The organism is Embleya sp. NPDC059213, from assembly GCF_042754445.1.
Taxonomy (GTDB): domain Bacteria; phylum Actinomycetota; class Actinomycetes; order Streptomycetales; family Streptomycetaceae; genus Embleya.
In genome coordinates, this window is sequence record NZ_JBHZAV010000007.1 from 33,577 (window position 1) to 57,900 (window position 24,324).

At 71.6% G+C, this 24,324-nt stretch carries 20 protein-coding genes; 9 read left to right on the top strand and 11 right to left on the bottom strand.

What is annotated here, in order from left to right; genetic code table 11:
- The first annotated feature begins 75 nt into the window (after positions 1–75).
- The 4 genes from ACFXMF_RS04755 to ACFXMF_RS04770 are packed head-to-tail and all read left to right on the top strand — an operon-like array spanning position 76 to position 4,800.
- A complete protein-coding gene (locus tag ACFXMF_RS04755; protein ID WP_360314310.1) occupies positions 76–1,290 on the top strand; it encodes an ABC transporter substrate-binding protein in 1,215 nt (404 codons plus the stop codon).
- A gap of 31 nt (positions 1,291–1,321) precedes the next feature.
- A complete protein-coding gene (locus ACFXMF_RS04760; protein ID WP_360314308.1) occupies positions 1,322–2,197 on the top strand; it encodes a branched-chain amino acid ABC transporter permease in 876 nt (291 codons plus the stop codon).
- Positions 2,194–4,089 (top strand): branched-chain amino acid ABC transporter ATP-binding protein/permease, encoded by a 1,896-nt coding sequence (locus ACFXMF_RS04765; protein WP_360314306.1) that lies wholly within the window; start codon positions 2,194–2,196, stop codon positions 4,087–4,089. Before ACFXMF_RS04760 ends, ACFXMF_RS04765 begins: the two co-directional genes overlap by 4 nt.
- A 3-nt stretch (positions 4,090–4,092) precedes the next feature.
- The gene (locus ACFXMF_RS04770) at positions 4,093–4,800 is read left to right on the top strand and encodes an ABC transporter ATP-binding protein (RefSeq protein WP_360314304.1); all 708 of its coding nucleotides are present in this window, start codon (positions 4,093–4,095) and stop codon (positions 4,798–4,800) included.
- Between the two features lie 35 nt (positions 4,801–4,835).
- Here ACFXMF_RS04770 and ACFXMF_RS04775 read toward each other — a convergent pair whose 3' ends face one another.
- From ACFXMF_RS04775 to ACFXMF_RS04805, 7 genes are read right to left on the bottom strand one after another with little or no spacing between them, the layout of a single operon-like run.
- Entirely contained in the window at positions 4,836–5,600 is a 765-nt protein-coding gene (locus ACFXMF_RS04775) for an FHA domain-containing protein (RefSeq protein WP_360317804.1), read from the bottom strand.
- Between the two features lie 55 nt (positions 5,601–5,655).
- Positions 5,656–6,954, bottom strand: coding sequence for a vWA domain-containing protein (locus ACFXMF_RS04780; RefSeq protein ID WP_360317802.1), 1,299 nt, complete (start codon positions 6,952–6,954; stop codon positions 5,656–5,658).
- Positions 6,955–6,978: 24 nt separating this feature from the next.
- Positions 6,979–8,223 carry a protein phosphatase 2C domain-containing protein gene (locus ACFXMF_RS04785; protein WP_360317800.1) on the bottom strand — a complete coding sequence of 415 codons (1,245 nt, stop codon included), beginning with the start codon at positions 8,221–8,223 and terminating at the stop codon, positions 6,979–6,981.
- Positions 8,224–8,228: 5 nt separating this feature from the next.
- Positions 8,229–10,514: a tetratricopeptide repeat protein gene (locus ACFXMF_RS04790; protein ID WP_360317798.1), complete on the bottom strand. Its 2,286-nt coding sequence runs from the start codon at positions 10,512–10,514 to the stop codon at positions 8,229–8,231.
- Positions 10,511–11,785: a hypothetical protein gene (locus ACFXMF_RS04795; RefSeq protein WP_360317796.1), complete on the bottom strand. Its 1,275-nt coding sequence runs from the start codon at positions 11,783–11,785 to the stop codon at positions 10,511–10,513. The genes ACFXMF_RS04790 and ACFXMF_RS04795 overlap by 4 nt, the downstream gene beginning before the upstream one ends.
- Positions 11,782–12,780, bottom strand: coding sequence for a glutamate ABC transporter substrate-binding protein (locus ACFXMF_RS04800; protein ID WP_360317794.1), 999 nt, complete (start codon positions 12,778–12,780; stop codon positions 11,782–11,784). Before ACFXMF_RS04800 ends, ACFXMF_RS04795 begins: the two co-directional genes overlap by 4 nt.
- Positions 12,777–14,087 (bottom strand): hypothetical protein, encoded by a 1,311-nt coding sequence (locus ACFXMF_RS04805; protein ID WP_360317792.1) that lies wholly within the window; start codon positions 14,085–14,087, stop codon positions 12,777–12,779. The genes ACFXMF_RS04800 and ACFXMF_RS04805 overlap by 4 nt, the downstream gene beginning before the upstream one ends.
- 431 nt (positions 14,088–14,518) lie before the next feature.
- On the opposite strand from ACFXMF_RS04805, the gene ACFXMF_RS04810 reads away from it, so the two are divergent.
- The 3 genes from ACFXMF_RS04810 to ACFXMF_RS04820 are packed head-to-tail and all read left to right on the top strand — an operon-like array spanning position 14,519 to position 16,469.
- On the top strand, positions 14,519–15,508 hold the full coding sequence (locus tag ACFXMF_RS04810) for an ATP-binding cassette domain-containing protein (RefSeq protein ID WP_379988745.1): 990 nt from the start codon (positions 14,519–14,521) through the stop codon (positions 15,506–15,508).
- The gene (locus tag ACFXMF_RS04815) at positions 15,505–15,627 is read left to right on the top strand and encodes a hypothetical protein (protein WP_360317788.1); all 123 of its coding nucleotides are present in this window, start codon (positions 15,505–15,507) and stop codon (positions 15,625–15,627) included. The genes ACFXMF_RS04810 and ACFXMF_RS04815 overlap by 4 nt, the downstream gene beginning before the upstream one ends.
- The gene (locus ACFXMF_RS04820) at positions 15,624–16,469 is read left to right on the top strand and encodes an ABC transporter permease (RefSeq protein ID WP_360317786.1); all 846 of its coding nucleotides are present in this window, start codon (positions 15,624–15,626) and stop codon (positions 16,467–16,469) included. The genes ACFXMF_RS04815 and ACFXMF_RS04820 overlap by 4 nt, the downstream gene beginning before the upstream one ends.
- Positions 16,470–16,521: 52 nt before the next feature.
- On the opposite strand, the gene ACFXMF_RS04825 is transcribed toward ACFXMF_RS04820, so the two are convergent.
- The 3 genes from ACFXMF_RS04825 to ACFXMF_RS04835 all read right to left on the bottom strand — a co-directional run bounded on the left by ACFXMF_RS04825 (position 16,522) and on the right by ACFXMF_RS04835 (position 21,116).
- Positions 16,522–19,707 carry a BTAD domain-containing putative transcriptional regulator gene (locus ACFXMF_RS04825; RefSeq protein WP_379988743.1) on the bottom strand — a complete coding sequence of 1,062 codons (3,186 nt, stop codon included), beginning with the start codon at positions 19,705–19,707 and terminating at the stop codon, positions 16,522–16,524.
- A 273-nt stretch (positions 19,708–19,980) separates the two neighbouring features.
- Positions 19,981–20,250: a DUF397 domain-containing protein gene (locus ACFXMF_RS04830; protein WP_360317782.1), complete on the bottom strand. Its 270-nt coding sequence runs from the start codon at positions 20,248–20,250 to the stop codon at positions 19,981–19,983.
- A complete protein-coding gene (locus ACFXMF_RS04835) occupies positions 20,247–21,116 on the bottom strand; it encodes a helix-turn-helix transcriptional regulator (protein WP_360317780.1) in 870 nt (289 codons plus the stop codon). Before ACFXMF_RS04835 ends, ACFXMF_RS04830 begins: the two co-directional genes overlap by 4 nt.
- Before the next feature lie 260 nt (positions 21,117–21,376).
- Here ACFXMF_RS04835 and ACFXMF_RS04840 point away from each other — a divergent pair, with 260 nt between their 5' ends.
- A complete protein-coding gene (locus tag ACFXMF_RS04840; protein ID WP_360317778.1) occupies positions 21,377–21,862 on the top strand; it encodes an ATP-binding protein in 486 nt (161 codons plus the stop codon).
- A 63-nt stretch (positions 21,863–21,925) separates the two neighbouring features.
- On the opposite strand, the gene ACFXMF_RS04845 is transcribed toward ACFXMF_RS04840, so the two are convergent.
- Positions 21,926–22,834, bottom strand: coding sequence for an alpha/beta hydrolase (locus tag ACFXMF_RS04845; RefSeq protein ID WP_379988741.1), 909 nt, complete (start codon positions 22,832–22,834; stop codon positions 21,926–21,928).
- A gap of 206 nt (positions 22,835–23,040) precedes the next feature.
- Here ACFXMF_RS04845 and ACFXMF_RS04850 point away from each other — a divergent pair, with 206 nt between their 5' ends.
- Positions 23,041–24,207, top strand: coding sequence for an aromatic ring-hydroxylating dioxygenase subunit alpha (locus ACFXMF_RS04850; RefSeq protein ID WP_360317772.1), 1,167 nt, complete (start codon positions 23,041–23,043; stop codon positions 24,205–24,207).
- The last annotated feature ends 117 nt before the right edge of the window (positions 24,208–24,324 follow it).

The following is a 24,324-nucleotide window of genomic DNA, read 5'->3' on the forward strand; positions in this document are numbered from 1 at the left end:
GCGCCCTCGCGTCCCTCCCGACGCGGCCCATTTCGACCGCTCGACGCTGTACCCGCCCAAACCCTGGAGCACGTCATGACCCCGGCAAGTCCCATATCCCGACGCTCGTTCCGCGTCACCTCGGCCGGCCTGCTCGCCGGTGCGCTCGCGTTCACCGCCGCGTGCAGCGGCAGCGCGGCGGACGACAAGAAGGGCGGGTCGTCCTCGGGCACGCTCAAGATCGGCCTGACGATCCCGCTGACCGGTGTCTACGCCGCGCTCGGCCCGGACCTGCAGAACGGCTTCCAGACCTACCTGGACCAGCACGGCGGCAAGCTGGGCGGGCACAAGATCGAACTGGTGATCACCGACGAGGGCGACGGTCCGGCGACCTCGGTGCCCTCGGTCACCAAGCTGATCAAGCAGGACAAGGTCACCGCCGTGGTGGGACTGACCAACGCGGCCACGGTGGCGGCCAACGTGCAGGTCGTGAACGACAACAAGGTGCCGATGATCGGCGCGGTCGGTCGTCCCGGCAAGATCGACAAGCCGGACTACGTCTGGCACACCAGCTACCTCTCCGAGGAGCCGGGTGTGGCGGCGGCGCCGTACATCAAGGAGAACGTGCCCGGCGCGGTCTACGCGATCGGCCCGGACTACCAGGGTGGTTGGGACCAGCTCCGCGGCTTCACCGAGACGTACGACAAGGCCGGCGGCAAGCTGGCGAACCCGGACGGCAAGACCAAGTTCACCCCGTTCCCGGGCACCACCAACTTCCAGCCGTACTTCACCGAGATCAAGAACTCGGGCGCCAAGGCGGTCTACACGTTCTACGCGGGCACCGCCGCGGTGAACTTCGTCAAGCAGTACAAGCAGTCCGACGTCAAGGACATCCCGCTGTACGCGGCGGGCTTCCTGACCGAGGGTGCGGTCCTGGGCGCCGAGGGCGACGCGGCCAAGGGCGTGTTCACCTCGCTCAACTACACGCCCACCCTGGACATCCCGGCGAACCGCTCGTTCGTCGCGGCCTACCAGGGCAAGTACAACGCGCTGCCGACGATGATGTCGGCGACCATGTACGACGCGGCCGCCGTGCTGGACAAGGCGATCGCCGCCGCGGGTGACAAGGTCACCCCGGAGACCGTCAACGCCGCGATCTCCAAGACCGGCAAGGTCGACAGCCCGCGCGGTTCCTGGGAGTTCAACCCGAGCACGCACGCGCCGGTGCAGAAGTGGTACCTGCGTGAGGTCAAGCAGGACGGCACCGCGCTGAGCAACGTCATGGTCCGCGAACTCGGCACGCTCGGCTAGCGGCGGCTTCGGAAGCGAAAGGGAGCGTGCCGTGGGCTGGTTCGACGACAATTTCATCCCGGCCGTGGACGGGGTGGCCTACGGGCTGCTGCTGTTCGTCGTGGCCGCGGGCCTGACCCTGGCCTTCGGCTCGGGCGGAGTCCTCAACCTGGCGCACGGCACGCTCTACGCGTTCGCCGCGTACACCGCGACCGCGGTCGCCGACGGCTCCTGGGTGGGCCTGGCACTGGCGGTGCTCGCGGGCATCGGGGCGGGCGCGGCCGGCGGCGGGGTGCTGGCGGCGCTGACCGCGCCGATCGCCGGCCGAGGACACATGGCGCAGGCGATGTTGACCTTCGGCGTCGCCCTGGTCGGCGGCGATCTGCTGACCACCTGGTTCGGCAAGGACGACCCCCAGGTCCTGGTGCCCGGCGCGCTGGAGAAGCCGGTGTCGATCCTGGGCCACAACTACCCGGGCTACCGGCTCGCGTTCATCGTGGTCGCGATCGTGCTCGGGGTCGGCGGCTGGTACGTGCTGGCCCGGACCCGGATCGGCGCGGCCGTGCGCGCCTCGGTGGACGACCCCGAGATGCTCGCGGCGGGCGGCATCTCGCCGGCCCGGGTGCGCACCGGCGTACTGGTCGCCGCGGGTGCCCTGGCGGGCCTCGCGGGCGGTCTGGGCGCGCCGATCATCGGCCCGTCCACGTCGGTGGCCAACACCGTGCTGTTGCAGTCCCTGCTGGTCGTGGTGATCGGCGGACTGGGCTCGGTCGGCGGCGCGTTGCTCGCCGCGATCCTGGTCGGCGAGGTACAGACGCTCGGCGTCACGCTGATGCCCGACCTCGCGCCGTATCTGCTGTTCGCCACGATGGCCGTGATGCTGATCGCGCGCACCGCGCGCTTCGGCCCGACGGGGAGCCGAGTATGACCACCCTCGCCCTGCGCGCACGGACCGCGCTGCATTCGCCGCGTGCGCGCCTGGTGGGCCGCGTCCTGGCCGTCGCCGCGATCGTGTGGTTGTTCGCGGCGCCGTACCTGGTCGGCCTGTTCACCCTCATCCTGCTGTCCCAGGCGTTGTCCCTGGGCGTGCTCGCGGCCAGTGTCGCGGTGCTCGGCGGCGGCGCCGGGCTGCCCTCGCTCGGCCAGGTCGCGCCGTACGCGGTGGGCGGCTACACGGCGGCGATCCTGGCCGAACACGGCATGCGGATCGGGGTCGTACACACCCTGGTCGCCGCCGCCGCGGGCGCCCTGTTCAACGCGCTCACCGCACCGATCGTGGTGCGCACGCGCGGCGTCACGGTGCTGATGATCACGCTGGCCGTCGGCGAACTGGTGCGCACCGCCGCGGAGAAGTGGAAGTCGGTCACCGGCGGTACCGACGGCAAGTCGGGTGTGCCGCCCATCCAGCCCTTCTGGGGCATGGGCGACCTCGTCGACGACGTGGACACCTACTGGTACGTGCTGCTGACCACGCTCGTGGTGATCGGCATCACCGCGGTGGTGCTGCGCTCGCCCGCCGGCCTGCTGCTGGACGGTGCGCGCGAGAACGAGACCCGGATGCGCGCGACCGGCCACCCGGTGACCCGATACCTCTCGGTCACCTACATCGGCGTCGGCGCGCTCGCGGGCGTCGCGGGCGCGCTGCTGATCTCGGTACAGCGCTACATCTCGCCGGCGCACATCGGCTTCGACACCTCCTCGCTGGTGCTGCTCGCGGTGGTCATCGGCGGTGGCGCCTCGCTTGTCGGCGCGATGATCGGCGCGGGGCTGATCGTGTTCACCCGGGACTGGCTCTCCGGTCCCTGGCCCGGGCACGGTCCGCTGCTGCTCGGCGCGCTGTTCCTGATCGCGGTGTACACGCTGCCGGGCGGCCTGGTCGGCCTGACGGCGGGCGGTCCGCGGGCCGCCTGGCGGGCCCTGGGCCGGGCCACCGGCACTCCGGACCTGCCGGACGAGCCGGCGGACCCGGAGAAGGCCGAGACGGCCGAGAAAGCCGAGGAAGGGAAAGCGGAGAAACCGGCGACGACGGAGCAGGCGGCGCCACCCGCGGCCGATCCGGACGCGCTGCTCACCATCACCGGGCTGACCCGCAGATACGGCGCACTGGCCGCCGTGGACGGGCTGGACCTGACCGTGCGGCGCGGCGCCCGACACGCGCTGCTCGGCCCCAACGGCGCGGGCAAGTCGACCGTGCTCGGCATGATCGCGGGCGCGACCCCGGTGACCTCGGGCACCATCGTGTTCGCCGGTCGCGACATCACCCGGCTCGCTCCGGCGCGTCGTTCCCGGATCGGTATCGCGCGCGCCTTCCAACAACCCGCGGTGGTGCCCTCGCTGTCCGTCCTGGACAACGTGGCCCTGGCCGCCTGGCGGCACGCGAGGATCACCGGCGCGGCCTGGCGACCGGTGCGCTACCGGGCCCTGGCGGGCGAGGCGGCGACGCATCTGGAGACGGTCGGCCTGACCGATCGCGCCGACGAGATCGCCGGCGAACTCTCGCACGGCTCACGGCGGTTGCTCGACATCGCGATGGCGCTCGCCGGGCATCCCACGCTGCTGCTGCTGGACGAGCCGGCCGCGGGTCTGACCGATACCGACATCGTCCGGCTGGCCACTGTGCTCAAGGCGCTGCCGGCCGAGGTGACCATGGTGCTGGTCGAGCACAACTTCGCGCTGGTGCGCGAGGTCACCGACACGGTCACGGTGCTGGCCTCCGGACAACTGCTGGCCACCGGCACGCCGGACGAGATCGCGGCGGATCAGGCGGTCCGCGACACGTATCTGGGCGCGTCCGAGCCCGAGCACCAGGAAGTGGGCTGAATCGTGCTGGAGATCGGCGAACTGACGGCGGGTTACCAGGGCGGCTCGGTGCTGCACGGGGTCGACCTGAGCATCCCCGAGGGCACGGTGCACGCGCTTCTGGGCGCCAACGGAGCGGGCAAGTCCACCCTCATCCATACCGTCGCGGGGCTGCTCAAGCCCTCGGGCGGACGCGTCGAACTGTCCGGCACCGACCTGACCGGCCGCCCCGCGCACCGGGTTTCGCTCGCGGGCATCGGCCTGGTGCCGCAGGGCCGCCGGGTGTTCGCGAGCCTGACCGTGGCCGAACACCTCAAACTGGCCCACCGCAAACACGCAGCGTGGACGCCGGCACGGGTGTTGGAACTGCTGCCCCGCCTGGGCGAGCGGGCCGGCAACCGGGGATCGCAACTCTCCGGCGGCGAACAGCAGATGCTCGCCATCGCCCGGGCCCTGCTCGGCGGTCCGCGCCTGGTCCTGCTGGACGAGCCGACCGAGGGCCTGTCCCCGGTGATCGCCGAGCAGATCCGCGGGCTGATCACCACCCTCGCCGACGAGGGCCTGACCATCCTGATCGCCGCACCGCAACTGGGCTTCGTCCAGGGCATCGCGGACCACCTGACGGTGTTGTCCACCGGACGCGTCACCGCCCGGCTGACCGCGGCCGAGGCCGCCGCCGACCCGGGCCCGATCCTGGCCGCGCTGGCCCCGGGCGTGGCCACCGTCGGCTAGGGCCTACCCGGAACAAGCGCCGCGGGCGATCGGCCTCACTGACCCACGCGCCGGAACTCCAGCGTCGTCCAGGCCCCCACGTGCACCCGGTCACCGTCCTTGAGGTGCACCGGGTCGCGGCGGACCCGGTCGAAGCCCGCGTTGATGGTTGTCCCGTTGGCCGCGCCCAGGTCCATCACCTCCCACGTGCCGTCCCCGCAGCGCAGCAACATCGCATGCCGACGGGAGACCCCCGGATCGTCGAGCGAGATCTCCGGCGGGGCCGAACTCGTGCTGGGGTTGCGCCGCCCGATCCGCATCGACTCGCCGGTCAACGCGAGGGTCCGCGGCTCCTGTTCGTGCGGGAACCGCATGCTGTGCGCGTCCGGTCCGTCCCATTCGAGCACCCGCAGGAAGTAGTCGTGGTCGGGCACCACCCGCACCGTCCACACCGTGCCGGTCTCCTGGCCCGAGGGCACCGAACCGGACGAGGACGTGTCGGACGTGGACGTACCCGACGTGAACGTACCGACCGGCGACGTGACGGTCGACGTCGGCACCGTGCCCGTTCCCGGGCCCACACCGACGACCGGCCCCGGATCGCCCTTCGACACCTCGTGCCCGCAGCCCTCACAGAACTGGTCGTCCGCCGTGTACGCGGTCGCACAGAACCGACAGGTCAGCACACCGCCCGGCAGCTCCCGCTCCGGTTCCGAACCCTCGGGTTCGAAGGGCGAACCCCCCGCACCGGGCATCGTGCGCCCGCACTCGTCGCAGTAGTCCGCGGCGGTGGACGGATGGCCGACCGGACAAGTGTGCATGAGCGGACCTCCTTCGTGTTCCCGTACCCAACCCCAGGCGTGTGCCGAACCAACCTCAGCCCTCGCGCGGCGGTCCCACTCGGGCCGTCTTGTGCGACTCGATGTCGATGACCATCAAGTCCTCTTCGTTGTTGCGCAACCTGCTGGTCCCGTCCGCCTCGACCTCCACGACCCGGCCGAGCAGCCGCGCGGTGTGCTCGTCGCCCGCCTCGTTGGCCAGTTCCAGGGCTTGGACCAAGCGCGCGGTCGCCGTCGTCTCGTCACCGTCCCGGCGGGCCTGCAGGCCCTCCTGTACGGCCTGGGCCAGCTTCGCCCGGCCGGTGACCTCGGCCACCTCCGGGTTGATCCGGGTGGAGAGTTCCTCGTCGTCGGTCCACTGCGCGAACACGCCGGCCTTGGCCAGTTCCAGGCCGCCGGAGCCGTCCGGGAGCACCACCGAGATCTGACACGGGCGGCGCTTGCCACCCGGGTTGACCTCGTCCGGCTCGACCTCCAGGCACACGTGGTAGTGCTTGCTCTCGCCACCCCACGAACCGGTCGGGTAGTCCCCGACGTTGGGCCCGACCTCGGTCCGCCGCGCGGTCAGGTCGTCGATCACCGGGTAGGTCTGCTTGACGTACTTCACCCGGGCGTTGCTGATCGTGCGCACCCGCAGCGCGACGTCGGCCACCGCCTTGCCCATCGCGTTCTCCATCATCTTGGTGAAGTCGGCGACCAGATCCGCCGGTTCGCTCACCAAGCCGATGTCCCCGAGCAGCGCGGTGGAGATCTTGCGCACCTCCTCCACCCGCCAGTCCAGGCCGATGCCCCGACAGTCGCAGACGAACACGCCCTCGCAGTAGGCGATCGCCTCGGCCAGGTCCTGCTCGCGCTCGCTCTCGTTCTTGCCGTCGGTGAGCAGGATCGCGTGCCGGATCGCGTCCGTGTGCGGCTCCAGGAGGCGACGGGCCATCAGCAACCACTGCCCCATCGCGGTGCCGCCGCGCGCGCGGAGCTTGTCCACCTCGCGCTTGGCCTCCTTGCGGGTGCGGTCGTCGGCGGGGACCAGGGTCTCCCCGAACGGGTACACCATCGACGCCATGCCGGTACCGGAGACCACCGCGAACAGCGTGCCGTCGCGCAGCGTGTCGATCGCGGCCTTGGTGGCCTGCTTGGCGGCCTTGAGCTTGGTGGACGGGAAGTCCATCGAGCCCGAGCAGTCGACCATGATCACCTCGGCCCCGTGCGCGCTGCTGCGCACCCCGGTCGGCGGTCCGGACGCGCGGATGTGCGCGACGGCGTGGACCTCGTGACCTCCCATCGGGAGGTAGGGGTTCTGGTTGACCTCGATGGTGAATTCGGGGGCGCCTGACATGAATCCGACTCCTTTGTTTCCGGGTCAGTCGTGGTCGGGTCCGCGCACCGGATCCCCGGGCGGGTTGAACGGGATCAGCGCGACCGTGATGTTGTCCGCACCACCGCGGTCGAGGGCGAAGCCGGTGAGCAGGCGCGCGGCGTCCAACGGCCGGTCGAGCGCTCCGGGCAGCACCATCGCGGCCAACGTCGGTGCGACCGAGAGGTAGTTCCACAGTCCGTCGCTGCACAGCAGCAGCACCCCGGGGCCGGACGGCCGCACGCTGGTCACCCGCGGCCGCACCTCGCCCGCGTCGGCGCCCAGCCAGGACACGATCGCGTGCGCGCGCCGGTCGGCGTACGCCTCGGCCTCGGTCATCGCGCCGAGCGCGATCATCCGGGTCGCCCAGGAGTCGTCCTCGGTCAGCAGCGCGGAGGGGGTGCGCCGGATCCCGTTCTCCTCGTCCTCGGGCGCGTACGGCTCGCCGGCCGCCCCGCGGGGCAGCGTGCTCGCACCGGGCAGGGTGTCGTCGCCGTCCGCCGGATCGTCCGCCCCGCTGTCCGGATCGGCCAGCCAGTAGGCGCGGCTGTCGCCGACCCAGCCCACGGTGATCTCGCCGGGCGTCATGATCGCCGAGACCAGGGTGCACGCGGGCGCGTTGCCCGCGTCCTCGGCCCCGGGCATCCGGGCCACCGCGCTCGCGGCGGCGGCGACCCCCGCGCTGGTGGCCTTGGCCGGCGCGCAGCCCTCGATCAGGGTGGCGGCCATCGTCGCGCACGCGGTCTCGGCCGCGGTCGCGGACGCCTCGTCGGGACGCGGCGAGGAGGACACCCCGTCGCACACCACCGCGACCACGTGGTCGCTGCCGTCCGGCATCCGCAACACCCGCAGCGCGGCGGAGTCCTCGTTGCGGCGGTGCCGCAGGCCCCGGTTGCTGACCATCGCCACCAGGCCCAGGTCGCTCTCCACGTGATCGCGCGGGTTGAACGGCCGCCCGCAGGCGTCGCACCACCCGTCCGAGCCGATCGTCGCGGTGCCGCACGCGGAACACACCGGGCCATGCCCACTGGGCGCCGCCACCCGCCGCGGCGGCGGCCGTTCGGCCACCGGCGGCACCGGGATGTCCAGGTCGTAGCCGCAGGACTCGCAATACCGGTCGTCCGCGTCACTGGCGAGCCCACACGACGGACACGCCGCGCCGGCGGCCGTCGGCGGCTCGGGCGGGGCTGCCTCGTCCCCGTCCGTGGCGCCCCCGGGCCCGGTCGCGTCCAGTCGTCCATATCCAGCCACTCTGATCACACCCACGTCCACGGTCGCACCTCGTTCGCCCGGTCGACGAGCGCGATGCGCTCCGCATGCGTCGTCACATGCCGGGCCAGATCGCGGTAACACTTTTCCAGGGCGAACCGCAGAGGCTTTTCCTTCAACTCGCTACCGAGCACCCCGGCGGTTCCACCCGCGTCCCCGGTGCCCGAATTCCCACCCTTCGCGCCTGCCTTGACCCACTCCAGCGCCGTCTCCAGCAGTTCGACCGCGAGCCGATCGTGCGCCTCGCCCTCCAGCCGCAGCGCGCCGAGCCGATCGGAGGCCGCGGTCAGGTCGGGGCCCAACGCCTCGCCCGCGCCCCGACCGCTGATCCGGGTGCGCAGCGCCGCGGTCTGCGCCGCGATGTGGTTGGCCGAGGTGTCCGGCACGCTCTCCAGGGTCCGTACCGCGCCCGCCCGGTCTCCGGTGGCCAGTTGGCACCGGGCCAGCCCGAAGGCCGCCGCGACGTAGGCGCGGTCGGTGGCCCAGACGCCGCGATACTCGGCGGCGGCCTCGTCGTAGCGGCCCATCGCCTCGCGGCACGCGCCGAGTGCGATCCGCGGCGCGGGCTCGCCGGGCAGCGCGCCGCGCACCCCGTCGAAGCACTCGTGGGCGCGCGCGAGGTCGTGCTCGGACAGCGCGGCCAAACCCTCGAACCAGGGCAGCCGCCAGTCGTCGGCGTCGAGGTCGGCCAGGAACGCCCGGGCCCGCACCACGTCCCCGTGTTCGATGCACATCCGGACCAACCGCAGCGTGCCCTCCGGCGAGGAGATACCCGCGGCGGTGAGCGCGGAGAGCAGTTCGTCGGGGTCGGTGGTGGCCACGGTGGCCAGCAGGTTCGCGGCCGGGTCGGCGGGGTCCACCCGGGGCACCGGCAGCGCGCCGGCGATCACCGCCGGGTCGGGCGCGGGCGCGAGCAGGCCCGGGTCGGTGTTGCGCGCGGCCACCTCGGCGTGCACGACCCGGGTCTCCGGGCCGAACAGGCCGGACACGCCCGGTCGCGGCTCGCCGGTGCGGACCGCCACCACCTCGCGCAGCACCGCGACGCACTGTTCGGCCATGTCCGCCGCGGAGGCGAAGCGCTGGTTCGGGTCGGGGTGCGTGGCACGCAGCAACAGCCGGTGGTACGACTCGAATTCGGTGAAGAGCGGCACCTCGCTCGCGGCGGGCAGCGCGGCCTTGTGCTTGCGGGTGTATCCGGCGAAGTAGAAGCTGAGCACCGCCATCGTGCGGCCGATGGTGAACAGGTCGGATTCCACCGAGGGTTCGGCCCGCCCGGCCTCGATCTCGGGTGCCTGATAGCCGACCGTGCCGTAGGTGAACTTGCCGGGCCGGGCCAGGTCGGTCACCGCGCCGAGGTCGATCAGCTTGAGCTGGTCCTCGGTCTGGATCACGTTGTCCGGCTTGAAGTCGCAGTAGACCAGGTTCTGTTGGTGCAGGTAGCCGAACGCGGGCAGGATGTCGATGGCGTAGGCCAGCACCTGCTCGACGGGCAGCACCGCCTTGGGGTCGCTCTCGCGCATCGACTTGAGCCGGTCCATCAACGACAGGCCGCCGACGTACTCCATCACCAGGTAGGTCTCGTCCTGGCCGGTGAGCGGGTCCGGGTACTGCACGACGGTCTGGATGTGCACGATGTTGGCGTGCTGGATCTGGGTGAGGATGCGCTGCTCGGCCAGAGCCGCCGCGCGCGAGTCGGCGTCGTCGCTGCCGAGCAGGCCCTTGAGCACGACCCACATGTTGTGCGCGGCGGTGTCCTGGGCGAGGTAGACCCAGCCGAAGCCGCCGCGGGCGAGGCAGCCGATGATCCGGTACTGGCCGACCATGTCGTCGCGCTGAAGCTTGGGTGCGAACGAGAACGGCGTACGGTCGCGCGGGCAGAACCCGTTCGCGACGCCGGGTCGGCCGCCGCGACCGCGGCCGACCGGCTGGTCGCACTTGCGGCAGAAGCGCTTCTCCTCGGGGATCACCGGGTTGCGGGCGAGCGCCGTCTCCGGATTGCGCCGGGGCACGTTCGGCATCTCGACCAGACCGCCGCCGAGTCGCCGGCTGGTGCCGCCGGTCCGGCCCGAGCGGCGCGAGCTGCGCCCGGAAGCGCTGCGCGCGGACGAGGCGCCCGCGGAGCCCGCGGTCCCGGACACGCCGGATCGGCCGCTGCGCTGCGGCTCGGGTGCGGCCGGCACCGGTGCGCCGGCGGCGAGCGGCTCCTGGCCGCAATCGGTGCAGAACCCGTCGTCGATCTCGCCCTGGCAAGGCGGACGATTGCACTTGATCATCTCTGTTCCCCCTTGTCGTCCGGACGATCCTTGCGGTGCGCGGCGATCACCGCCTCCTGATAGGAGGTCACCACCCGTACCGCCACCTCGAGTTCACACGGTGCTCGCCACAACAACTCCTTGGCGTGGTTGTACAGCGACTCCAGCACGGCTTCCTCGCCGTGTCCGCCGCGCGCGGCCATCGCCCGGTAGGACTGCACCAGGCCGCGCAGTTCGTCGCGTCGGGCCAGCGGGGCCTCGATGTGCTCCCGAGTGGCCGTCAGTCGCTCCCGGGCGCCCTCGGCGTCGTTTTCCAGCGTGCTCAGCTCGCGCGAGACGCGCACCCAGTCGCCCTCGCCGCCGAGCACGGTGACCGCGCCCAGTCGCTCCCGCAGGGTGGCCGCCCGAAGCGGCACCTCGGGCACCCGCTTGTCACTGATCCGACTCAGGACGTGCGCCCGCCGGCGAATGGTGTCGCCCTCCTGATAGGCCAACTCCTCCAGCGCCGCCCCGAGTCGGCCGATGCGCTCGTCGAAGCGGCCGCGCACGATCAGCAGGTGCCGCACCGCTTCGGTGACCTGGTTCAGCTCCGTCTCGATGGCGGGCACGTCCACGGTGCCGATCCGCCGCTCGTCCCCGCTCGTGAGCGCCAGCGGATCGCCCGCCACCAGGGTGCGCGCCGTTTCCAGCCGGCGACGGATCCGGTCCAGCGCGGCGGTCTGCTCGGGCACCGCGTCCGGGCCGCCGAGTTCGGCGATCCGGGCCTCGGCGGCGCCGATGCCCGCGTCCACCCGGTCCAGCGTGGGCACCAGGCGGGTCCACACCGCGTCGGCGGCCTCGACGACCGCGGTCACCTCGCTCCACGCCGGCGCCATGTCGGCGACCAGGTCGGTCAGGCTCATCCGGCGCACGTGCAGCGCCGGATCGGTCAGCGCGCGTTGGCCGATCGGCACGTCGCGTGCGGCGAGTTCGGCGGCCGATCCGAGCAGCAGGAAGGAGAGTTCCTCCAACTCGGGTCGTTGCGGCTTGCCCCGCCGCCCGCGCAGCGCGCGCACCCGGTCCAGCACCGCGCCGTACGCCTCGCGGTGTCCCCACAGCAGGGCGATCGCCCGCCGGCCGCTCTCCCACTGCTCGGCGGTGCGGCCGGTCAGCGTGCCGCCCTCCAGGAGTTGCCGGCCCGGGTGGTTCTCCAACTCCATCAAACCGGCGGTGATGCCGTCGTACTCGGCTTCGTGACGGGCCGTCAGTTCGTCGATCTCGTCGCGGCCGAGCACGCGAGGGGCTCGGTTCACGCGCTGTCCCGATATTCGGCCGCGGGCGGTTCGGGCACCTCGGCGGACAAGGAGGTGCCCAGGTACTGCTTGTACAGCTCCTTCCACCGGCCGTTTTGGCGCAGCCGCTCCAGCACCGCGTTGACGAACCGGACGAAGTCGGTACGGTCCTTGGCGATCGCCATGCCGTACGGCTCCAGCGTGAGGTTGCGGCCGACCACGACGGTGAAGATGTGGTCCTGCGCCTGGAGGCCGGCCAGGATCGTGTCGTCGGTGGTGATCGCGTCCGCCTGGCCCTGTTGCAGCAGCACCAGGCAGCCCGCCCAGGTGTCGCTCTCGACCACCTTCGCCTGCGGCGCCTGCTCGCGCAGCATGCCGATCGAGGTGGAACCGGGCACCGAGCACACCCGCATGTCGCGCGGCAGCGCCGCCAGGCCCCCGCTGTAGTCGGCGCGGTCGGCGACGCCGTCCTTTTGCACCAACAACCGCTGGCCGGCCGTGAAGTAGACCGAGGAGAACTCCACGCTCTGCCGGCGCTGACAGTTGATCGTCATGGTCTCCGCGACGATGTCCACGTCGCCGCGCGCGACCGCGATCGCGCGGTCCTCGTTGCGCACCACCCGGAACTGGATCCGGTTGGGGCCGGCGTCGCCGAAGATCGCCTTCGCCACTTCGCGCAGCAGGTCGATGTCGAAGCCGCGGAGCAGGTTGCTCTGCGGGTCCACGAAGCCGAACGGGAAGCTGCTCTGGTCGATGCCGGCGATCAGGAAGCCGCGCCGACGCAGCGTGTCCATGGTGCTGCCTGCGGGCAACGCGGTCGGCGTGGGCAGGGCGCCGTTCGGGCGCAGGCTCGCGGTGACGTCGGGGCAGGACGGATCGGGTCCGGGGGTCGCCCGCGGTGCGGCGGCGATGGTGGCCGGCTCCGGTGTGTCGCGCTCGCCGACCCCGGCACCGCAGCCGGCCACGGTCAGCGCGAGGGCGCACACCACGGTGGGCAACACGATGCGGATGCTCATGGCCGGTTGTACCTCCCGACCTCACGACGGACACCGTCCACGGTCGCGGCGGCGGCGAGCAGCGCCAGGACGCCCAGGCCGATGTCGAGGTGGTCCAGCGCCTGTCGGCCCGAACGCACCGAGTCCTCGAAGTCCTTCTGGTCCTCGGCGACCGCGGCGCGCAATGCCTCGTCGATCCGGTCGAAGGCCACCCGGGAGGCGCCGTCGGCCTTGGTCACCCGGGCGACGGCCTGCTCGAACTCGCCATTGCGGTAGAGGTCGGCGACCTCCGTGTGCGCCTTGTCCCAGTCCGCGGCGGCGGCCTGGGCGGCCTTGACCTTGGCCAGCGTGGTCGGGTCCGAGGAGGTGACCCGCTCGGCGCGGGTCAGCATGCCCACCACCGCCGGCTTGCCGTTGCCGGCCGGGACACCGACCAGCTTGCCCCACACGTCCTTGAAGTCGTTCTCGTACTGCCCGTTGTCGCTGCCGCGCATGACCAGCGTCAGGCTCTCGTCGCCGTGTGCCTGCAGAGTCAGGAAACGGGCCTGGGCGAGCGTCTCGACCGGCCCCCAACCGTCGCTGCGGCTGCGGTCGAGGTCGGTGCGCGAGGAGTCGGTGCCCACCCACAACCAGCCGATGGACACCAGGGTGGCCAGGCCGGCGATCGCCAGGCCGATGTTGACCCGGCGGTGTGTGCGCCGGGCGAAGAACCACAGCGCGCCGCCGAAGGAGACCAGGCTGACCAGGAGCAGGATCAGCGGCACCCACGGGGTCGAGGTGGCATCGCGGTGGTCGCCGGTCAGGCGCTTCTCGGCCATCTCGTGCAGTGCGGTGGCGGCGGGCAGGATCTTGGCGCGCATCACGTTCTTGGACGCGGAGCGCAGGTAGGCGGCGCCGACCGTGTTGCCCTGCCGGGTCTCGGCCCGGGCGCGCTCGACCAGGCGGGCGTACTCGGGCAGTTGCACGCCGATCACGGAAAGTTGTTCGGCCACCTTGCCGGAGGCACCCGCCGCGGTCGCCTGGATCAGCGTGCTCGACGCGGTCTCGATCGCCTGCTGGTAGCGCTGCCGCACGTCCGCCGACTCGACGCCGCCTTCGAGCAGCCCGGCCGCGGCCGTCGCGTCGGCGTCGGCCAGGGCCCGGTAGATCTCCTGGGTCTTGACCCCGAGCGGTTCGCTGCCGGTGGCCACCGCCTTGGCCGAGTCCGCGCGCTGTCCCACCGCGAGTACCGCGAACAGTCCGGCCAGCAGGCTGATCAGCACCAGCGCGACGCCGGTGGTGAGCATCAGACCGGGGGTGGTGCCGCCGACCCGGACGAGTCGGCGCACGGATATGTTCCGGGGTCGGAACAGCCCATTCGAACGGCCGGTGCCCCGTGCGGGTACTCCCGAGCCCGGTGCCTGCGAAATCGGAACGGCTGCCGCCAACGCTCTGCCTCCCCCACTGTCGCGTGTGCCCCATGTCGGTCGCCCGACCCCACGTCCGCCGGCCGTCGACGTATCCGGTGAACGGCCCCACTCCGAAGTTATCGCGAGCGTGTGGTGGCTCCCGATGGTCTTCCCTCGTTCTCCCGCAAGGACCCTCAGGGCCAGGACATTACCGGTGCTTGGATCCGGGTCGATCGCGACACCGTGTCAGTTCGGTGCCGGCGGTGCCGGCCGGGTGTGCGCGCGATATCAGCGGGCGGATCGAAGCTGATGGCAACGGACGGCGAACACCCGTCGCACACCGACCACGAACACCCACGGGGAGCAACCCGATGACTTACGCGATCGAGACCGAGGGCCTGGTCAAGCGGTACGGCGGCACCACCGCGTTGGCCGGGGTCGACCTACGGGCCGAGACCGGCACCGTGCTGGGCCTGCTGGGCCCCAACGGCGCGGGCAAGACCACCATGGTCCGCGCGCTGGCCACCTTGATCACGCCGGACGCGGGCATCGCCCGGGTGGGCGGGTTCGACACCGTGCGTCAGGCCCACGAGGTGCGCGGGCTGATCGGGTTGACCGGGCAGTACGCGTCGGTGGACGAGGAGATGACGGGTTTCGAGAACCTGCTCCTGCTCGGCCGCCTGCTGGACCTGTCCCGCCGCGAGGCCAAGGCGCGGGCCGCCGAGTTGCTCGCCCGCTTCGATCTGACCGAGGCCGGCGGCCGGACCCCGGGCACCTATTCGGGCGGTATGCGCCGCCGACTCGACCTGGCCGCCTCGCTGGTCGGGCGTCCCGCGTTCCTCTACCTGGACGAGCCGACCACCGGACTCGACCCGCGCAGTCGGGGCGACGTGTGGCAGATGTTGCGCGAACTGGTCCGCGACGAGGGGGTGACCGTGTTGCTGACCACGCAGTATCTGGACGAGGCGGACCAACTGGCCAGTGACATCGTGGTGATCGACCACGGCCGGGTGATCGCCAGCGGCACCTCGGACCAACTCAAGGCCCAGGTCGGCGGTCAGAGCCTGGAGATCCGCCCGGCCGACCCGGCCCGAATGGCCGACGTGGTCGCGCTGTTGCGCGAGCTCACCGACCGGGAGCCGGTCGTGGAGGGCGAGCGCGGTCAGGTCACCGTCGCGGTCACCGATCAGGACCTGCTGCCGGTGGTGGTCCGCCGGCTCGACGAGGCGGGCATCCGGGCCACCGAGTTCGCCCTGCGACTGCCCAGCCTGGACGAGGTGTTCATGACCGTCACCGGGCACCGCAGCCAGGACTCGTCCGAGTCCGACGACGCGTCGGCCGACCGGGGGAAGGCGGCGTGAACGAACTCCCGGACCTGTCCGGCCTCCCGGATCTGTACGGCACCCGGGTGTTGCCGCTGCTCGCCGTCGTCCTGCTGACCATCTCCCACCTGGCCCTCGTCCTAGGAGCCTCCCGATGACCACCACCACCGTCCGTCCCGCCGAGGACACCCCCACCACCCACAAGCCCGACCGCAGGGCCCACGTGCCGCACCGCAACGGTCCGGGTGCGGTGGTGCGGCACACGCTCACCCTCACCTGGCGCAGCCTGGTGAAATTGAAGAAGCAGAGCGAACAGCTGATCGACCTGACCCTTCAGCCGATCCTGTTCACCGTGATGTTCGTCTACCTGTTCGGCGGCGCGATCGAGGGCAGCACGCACGACTACCTGCAGTTCGTGCTGCCCGGCATCCTGGTGCAGACCGTGGTGTTCGCATCGGTCGGCACCGGTGTCGGGCTGTGTACCGACATGTCCACGGGGGTGTTCGACCGCTTCCGCAGCCTGCCGATATCACGCATCGCGCCGCTGGCGGGCACCGTGCTCGGCGACGTGTTGCGCTTCCTGGTGGCCGTCACGTCGGTCTTCGTGTTCGGCACGATCATCGGCTTCCGGTTCCACACCAACGTGTTCGCGGTGCTCGCGGCGGTCGGCCTGGTCCTGCTGTTCGCGTTCGCCATGTGCTGGGTCGTGGCGCTGCTCGGGGTGACCATGAAGCAGCCGCGCAGCGTGCAGGGCGTCTCGTTCCTGATGATGTTTCCGCTGACCTTCGGCTCGAACCTGTTCGCCAAGACCTCGACGATGCCCGGCTGGCTGCAGGCGTGGGTCAAGATCAACCCGGTCACCGAGGTGACCAACGCCTCGCGCGGGCTGCTCACCGGCGGGCCGGTGGCCCACCACGCGCTCGTCGTGGTGATCTGGGCGTTCGCCCTGATGGTGGTGTTCATCCCGCTGACGGTGCGCCAGTACAACCGCCGGGTCTGACCCGGGGATTCGCCCGATGCGCCACCCGGCCGCCGGGAGTGCCCCGACACCCTCAGGGGGTCGGGGCCACCGGCGGTTGCGGCTGGATCAGCTCGATCGCCGCGGACATCTCCAGCGCCGCCCCGATCGCCTTTGCCCGGGCGAACTCCTCGGCTCCCATCCGCTCCCCCAACCGGGCCGCCACCCGGTCCGCGTCGATGTCGCTCAGGTCGGGATGGCCGCGGACCACCTGCGCCGCGCCGAGCAGGAGTGCCGCGCGTTCGAGATCGCCGGTCTCCAGGGCCAGCGTGGCAAAGCCCTCGATGCACATGCCGAGCACCGGCATGTCCTTGCCGTCCAACGCGTAGGGGACGGCGGCCTCGAAATGAGCGCGTGCCGTCACCAGGTCGCCGCGTCCGCAGGCCACGTGCGCCCGACCGATGTGCAGGCTGCCGGTCAGTTGCGGTGGCAGCAGGCTGGCGTTCGGCAGAATCGCCAAGGCGCTCTCGTAGCGCCGCTCGGCCTCCTCGAAGTCACCCAGGTAGCGGGCCAGTTCGCCCAGTCCGAGGTCGGCGAACAGGTGTGCCATCGGGGTCGCCCGGGTATCGCCGCGCGCGGCGAGATCGGTCATCACCTCGCGCGCGAGGTCGACGTTGCCGGCCCGCGCGTGGATCATGCCCCGGCGGAGCATGAGTTGGGGAATCTCGTCCTCGGCCCGGAGCTCGTGCAGCAGCCCCAGCGCCTCGTCCACCGCGACCAACGCACCCTCGAAGTCGGCCGTGTACATCAGCAGTTCGGCCAGACCCGAGATCGCGGAGGCGCGCCCCCAGCGGTCGCCCATGGAGGCGAACCGGTCGCGGGCGTCGGTGAGGAAGTGGACCGCCTCCTCCGGGTGGCCGAGGTTGACCGCGAAATGCCCACGCATCAGCCGGGCCATCGCCTGGATCCACCCGTCGGCGATCCCGTCCGCCGCGATCAGCGCCTCGTGCAGTGCCGGGTTGTCCCCGCGCACCACCGCGGCGAGCATCTCGATGAACACCGGCAGCGGCGCCGGCGCGTCCGCGCCCAGTCGCCGGATGATCAGCCGGGCCCGGGCGTAGGCGCGGATCGCGTCCCATCGTTCGCCGGACGAGAAGGCGTGCAGCGCGTGGAAGGCGAGCGCGCCGGCGAGCTTGTCCTGCGGCGCGGGTCCGGGCACCGCGAGCGCCTCGCGGCCCCACGCGTGCGCCTCGCCGTGGTTGCCGCGCATCGCCCAGAACCAGGACAGCGCCTCGACCAGCCGGATCGCCAGGTCCGCGTCCGCGTGGTCGACCGCGTAGCGCAGCACCACCGCGAGGTTGTCGTGTTCGGCGGCGAGCCGGTTGATCGTCTCGATCTGCTCGGGCCCGCGCAGCCGCGCGTCGGCCTCCTCGGCGAAGCGGGTGAACCACCGGGCGTGACGGGTCCCGGTCTCCTCCGCCTCGCCCGCGTCCACCAGTCGCTCACCCGCGTACGCCTGGATGGTCTCCAGCAGCCGGTAGCGGGTCTCGGTGGTGCCGATCACCTCCACCAGCGACTTGTCCACCAGCCCGGCGAGCAGATCCAGCACGTCGGCCGCGGCGAAATCGGTGCCGGGCAGCACCGCCTCGGCGGCTTCGAGGGTGGTGCCGCCGGCGAACACCGACAGTCGGCGCAGGGCGACGCGTTCGCGCTTCTCCAGCAGGTCCCAGCTCCATTCCACGACCGCGCGCAGCGTCTGGTGCCGAGGCAGCGCGGTCCGGCTCCCGCCGGTCAGCAGTCGGAAGCGATCGTCGAGCCGGACGGCGATCTGGGTGGGGGTGAGCGAGCGGGTGCGGGCCGCGGCGAGTTCGATGGCGAGTGGTTGTCCGTCCAGGCGCCGGCAGATCTCGGCGACCGCGCCGATGACGTCGGCGTCGATCGCCAGGCCCGGGCGGACCGCGCGGGCCCGATCGGCGAACAGCCGCACCGACGCGTAGCGCATGCCCTGGGCCGCGTCGATGCCCACCGGCGGCAGCGCGAGCGGGCCCAGCGGGCACAACATCTCGCCGTCGATGCCCAGCGGTTCGCGGCTCGTGGCCAGGATGCGCAGGGTCGGCGTGCGGGCGAGCAGCCGGCCGGCGAAGGCCGCCGCGGCGGCGATCAGGTGCTCGCAGTTGTCCAGGATCAGCACGCTGGGTCGGCCGGCGAGCACTTCGACGATCCGCTCGACGATGTCGCGGCCGGACCCGGGCACGTACGTGTCGAGCAGGCCCACCTCACGCCGCCCGAGCGCCGTCAGCACCGCCTGCGGAAGGTCCAACGGGTCCAGCACGGGAGCGAGTTCGACGAACCAGACGCCGCCGTCCACCCCCTCGCCGGCGGCCGCTATCCGGGCACCGGCCTCGGTGCTCAGCCGGGTCTTGCCCGCGCCGCCCGGGCCCACCACGGTGACCAGGCGCGACTCGCCGAGCAGCCGATCCACCCGGACCACCTCGTCCTCGCGCCCGACGAAGGTGGTCAGCCGCGCGGGCAGATTGCCCGGCGTCGGTCGGGCCCCGCCCGAGGCCCGGTCGACGGACGGCTCGGCCGGGGTCGCCGGGCGCGAGTCGCCGCCGCGCAACACCGCCAGGTAGGCCGCCTCCAGGTCCGGCGAGGGGTCGATGCCCAATTCGTCCGCGAGCCGCTCGCGCAGGCCCTGATACAGCGTCAGCGCATCGGCTCGGCGGCCCTCTTCGTGCAGCGTGCGGATCAGCAGTCCGTACAGCCGCTCGCGCAGCGGATGCTCCCGGGTGAGCTGTTCCAGCTCGGCGGCCAGGCCCCGGCTGCGGCCGAGCGCGAGCTGCGCCTGGGCCCGGTCCTCGATCGCGCCGAGCCGCTGCTCGGCCAGCCGGGCGGCGGATCCGATCGCGAACGAGGCGTCGGCGGCGTCGGCCAGCGCCGGCCCCCGCCACAACGCGAGCGCGCGGCCCAGGGTCTCGGCGGCGCCCGCCGGGTCGCCCTCGCCGAGCCGGCGGCGACCGCGGACCGCGAGCGTGCCGAACAGGTGCGCGTCCACGTCCTCGGGCCGGACGCGGAGCAGGTAGCCGGCCGGCCCCGAGTCGAGTTCGACGGGCAACTGCCGGCGCAGCCGGGAGATCAACGACTGCAACGCGTTGCCCGCCCCCGCAGGCGGCTCGTCGCCCCATACGGCCGCGATCAACCGGTCCGCGGAGACCGGCCTGCCGGGGTCCAGGGCGAGTCGGATCAGCAGCGCACGCAGTCGCGCGCCGCCGATCGTCACGGATCGACCATCGTCGTCCCACACCTGGAGCGGGCCAAGCACCGAAATCTGCACCCCACCACTCTTCCACCCCGATGCGCTGCCGGAGCGAACCGCAGCAGCGCACGGAGTGAAGTAGGGGGTCGGCGACGGAGAGTTGCGCTTTGGGAGCGCCCCGGGGCACGGGAACCCGGGACGATCATCGGGAGAATTCACTCTTTCGTGGGATTAATTCCCACTCGTGGGAGTGAGGAGCGCGAACAATCAACCGTTCGGTATCGGAACGGACTCGACTCAGGAGTCGATCCCACCGATAAACGTCTGCCACGCGCCGGCTTCCAGATGGAGCACCGGACCTGCGGCAACTTTCGAGTCGCGCACCAGGACGGCACTCGCGACGGGGGCCGTCTCGACGCAATTGCTGGTGGCGCCGCTGTATGTGCTCCGCCGCCAAGCGTGACCGGCGAAAGCGCTGTGACCTGCGGCTTTGAGGTCGTCGTGGGAATCTTCGGTGATACTCGGGGAATCGAACCGGAAATGTGAACCCGGGTTTGTGTTGCTCAAGACAATTCCTTTGCTGCGAGCTCGATCATGGACAAGGATTCACCGTACGACAGTGCCGAAGCGCGGATGTCCTCAAACAAACGCTCATAGACACTGACGTGTTCGGGCTCCTCCAGATAGAGGCTACTCGTATGCGTGTCGAGTACGACCACATCCAGATCGGAAAGCGCGGGGAATCCGATGATCGCGAATGAACCCTCGATCGCGGGGTGTGCGCCCGCCGAGAACGGGAGGATCTGTAGCCGCACGTGTGGCCGGACCGCGGCGGCCATCAGGTGCTCCAACTGGGCCCGCATCGTCTCCCGGCCGCCCACCACGGTGCGCAGCACGGACTCCGAGATGACCACGGTGAGCCGGAACGTGGCCTCGCCGTGCGGGCCGACCCGATCGAGCACCGCCTGCCGCTCCTGGCGGACCCGGACCAGCATGTCCACCTGCTCGGCGGACATGTCCTCGCGAACCGCGGCGATCACCGCCCGGACGTAGTCCGGGGTCTGCAACAGGCCCGGGATGAGCGAGAGTTCGAATCCGCGCATGCCCGAGGACTCGGCCTCCAGGCTGAGCAGTTCGGCGTAGGAGCTGGGCAGGATCGACGAGTAACTGTGCCACCAGCCGCGCTTCTTGGCCTCCCGGGCCAGGGTGAGCAGCGAATCGCGCTCCTGTTCGTCCTCGACCCGGTACAGATCCAGCAGAATCCGCAGGTCCACCGGTCGCACACCGCTGCGGCCCAATTCGATCCGACTGACCTTGGAATCCGAGCACTCCAGGCGTACGGCGACATCTTCGAGACTCAGGCCGCGCGCTTCGCGCAACCGGCGCAGCTCGGTCCCGAGCCTGCGCTGCCGGACGGTCGGATTGGGCGCCATGGCCACGCCGCACCTCCACTTACACGCTGTTCACGCACCGAACCGGAACGTCGGCGCGTCCGATCGGGGGACAGTGTGCCCTACTGCGGGTGGAAGTGTGGTGACTACCGGAAACTTCCCGTCGATCCAAGATTGGGAGTTGCACACTCGTTCACAGCCGGGCACGCTCCATGTCGGCCATGACTTACTGTTGTTCACGGGTCGCTCTGAGTGCCTGCCTCGGATCGCGCGACCCCCTGCCCGCACGTCCGGAGGTCGACATGCCGGTGATGGCGGAGGACGTCCGTCACTATTGCGTTCAGCTCGCCGCCTCGACCGTGGGGGTCGGGCGAGTCCGCCGGGCCACCGGCAAGGTCCTGCACGACTGGGGCCTGGCCGAGTTGGTCGACGTCGCGGAGGTGCTGCTGACCGAATTGCTGACCAACGTCCTCGTCCACGTCGGGCCCGGGGCCTGGCACGCCCTGACCCTGCTGCACGACGGCGACCTGTTGCGGGTGGAGGTGCGCGACTCGTCACCGCGCCTGCCGGTCGCCCGGATCGGCACGTGGGACGAGGAGTCGGGTCGGGGCCTGCGGATGATCGACGGCCTGGCGCACGCGTGGGGCGCCGACCGCCTGCCGCCGGGCAAGGTGGTGTGGTTCACCCTGCCGGACATCGTGCGCCCGACCTCCTGCGATCGATCCCCCGGAGTCGACTTCGCGCGACCGGCGTCGTGCGAGCGACGCCGGGTGGCCGACTCGGTGTGATCGAGGACCGCACGGCCGACCGCCGGGCGGGCCGGGACCGCTGCGGCCCGCGACCACCGGCGGTCAGCCGTCGGACGGGCCGATCGCCTCCGGAGCGGTGTCGGCGTCGGCGGCTCGGGCGAGCAGGCATTCCTCGGCGAAGGCCAGCACGCGCAGGTGGTAGGCGCGCGCCGCGTGGTGCAGGCTGATGTTGTGCCCGACGCCGCGTTGGGTGTGCGTCTCCACCCACCGCGCGCCGACGAGCAACTCACGTGCCTCGGCGGGCACTTCGGGGCCGGCTACCTGGGATCGCTCGAACTCGGCCACGGTCCAGTGCACCGGCGCCGACACCCGCGCCAGCACGCCGGGCAGCGTGTACGGACTCTCCCGCACGTCGAGGAACTCGGCCATCGGCACCGGTGCCGCCACCCGCCCGGCCCGGGTGAGCAGCGCCGGATCGTAGGACCCGGGCGGCCCGAAGAAGGTGTCCGGCGTGCCACCGCCCATCGACGGCACGAACGCGCCCTCGGTGGGGACGGCGGCGAACTCGGCCAGCCGCTCGGGGGTGTAGCGCAGCGGCGCGCCGCCGACGGCGACCCCGAGCAGGTCCCGGCCGCGCTTGTCGGCCGCCATCCGCAGCGCCACGAGCGCGCCCATCGAGTGCGCGGCGAGGAACACCGGCGCCGGGCCCGACCCGTCCGGCTCGGCACCGACCTCGGTCGCGCCGAGTTCGTCGAGCAGGGCGAACAACACGTCCACCTGCGCGTCCAGCCCCTGCCGCTCCCGGGCCAGGCCCACGGACGCGCCGTAGCCGGGTCGGTCGATCGCCAGGACCGTCCAGCCGAGCGCCGCGGCCGGCACGAGCAGCGAGTCCTCGGCCGCGCCGGGGCGGTGCCAGTAGTCCGCGCGCGAGCCGCCGCCGTGCAGCGCGAACAGCAGTCCGCGCGGCCGTACGCCGGGTTTCGGGCGGGCGAGCAGACCCGACAGGGTCATGCCCGCGATGTCATAACCAACGTTCTCGACCCGGCCGGGCATGGTGCTGACCTCCACGTGCGATTGCCCACTGATGAGACCACATCGCCCCGGGGGTCATTGACGGGGTATCGACCCCGGCCAACAATGTAACGGTGTAACAGAGACGTGGTCGGAGTACTGAATCTCCCCATCCCGGACATCTCCCAGACATCGGAGTCACTCCTTTGAAGCACCAGGACGTGGTCGCCACCGGGCGACGCATCATCGAGCACATCACCAACCGCACGCTCGACCTGGGCGCGGCGCCCGCCGTCCTGAACGGCTCGTGCTTCACCGACCCCGGCCGGCACGACCGTGAGCGCGAGGTGCTGTTCCGCCGCACCCCGCAGGTGATCGGGTGGGCCGGCGAGGTGGCCGAGCCGGGCGACTTCATCGCGCGCGACGTGGACGGCGTACCGGTTCTGGTGACCCGGGACCGGGACGGTGAGCTGCACGCGTTCCTGGACGCCTGCACCCACCGGGGCATGCGGGTGAGCCGGGACGTCCCGGAGACCGAGGGCTTGACCGGCACCGGCTGCGGCAGCGCGCAACGCTTTCGCTGCGGTTATCACGGCTGGACCTTCGGCAACGACGGCGAGCTGACGGGGCTGCCCTCGCGTCCGCAGTTCCCGGGCATCGACCCGGCGAAGTTCGGCCTGCGTCCGCTGCCGGTCGCGTTGTCCGCGGGCCTGGTCGTGGTGGGCCTGCGCCCGGACGTCGAGGTCGCCGGCGCACTGGACGAACTGGAGGACGCCTACGCGGGTTTCCCCTACGACCGCACCCGCGCGGTGGTCAGCGAACGCTTCGACCTGGCCTGCAACTGGAAGCTCTCGGTCGACATCAACGTCGAGGCGTATCACGTGCCGTTCCTGCACACCGCGACGATCAACGGCATCGTGCTCAACCACGGCATCGTCGACACGTGGGGCCCGCACACCCGGTTCGCCGTCCCGATCGTGGGATTCGAGCAACTCGCCGACGTGCCCGAGGAGTCCTGGCCCGCACGGCTGCCGATGGTCAACGTGCAGACCGTGCTGCCGTCCACCGTGCTGATCGAGAGCCCGTTGAGCACCACGATGTTGCGGATCTATCCGGGCGACCGGCCGAACCGCTCGGTCGTGCACATGACCGAGGGCACCTGGGAGCCGCTGAGCGAGAGCAGCATCACCATGGCCCGGGCGAACCACGAGACCAACAAGCGGGTGCTGGTGACCGAGGACTTCCCCGGCGCCGAGTCCTGCCAACGCGGCTTCGACGCGGGTCTGCCGAACATGGTCGCGGGCATGGGCGAGTCGGCGGTCGCGCACTGGCATCGGGTGTGGGACGACGCGCTCGCCGCGGCCCGATACTGAGTGGCCGACGCACGCGGCCGGCGCCGGCCGGGCCTCGGCCGGCGAAGGGTTATGATCGTCCTGCTCGCGAAACGCTGTGCGGTTCGCGAAGGAGGCGCCTTTGGCCGGGCGCCTCCT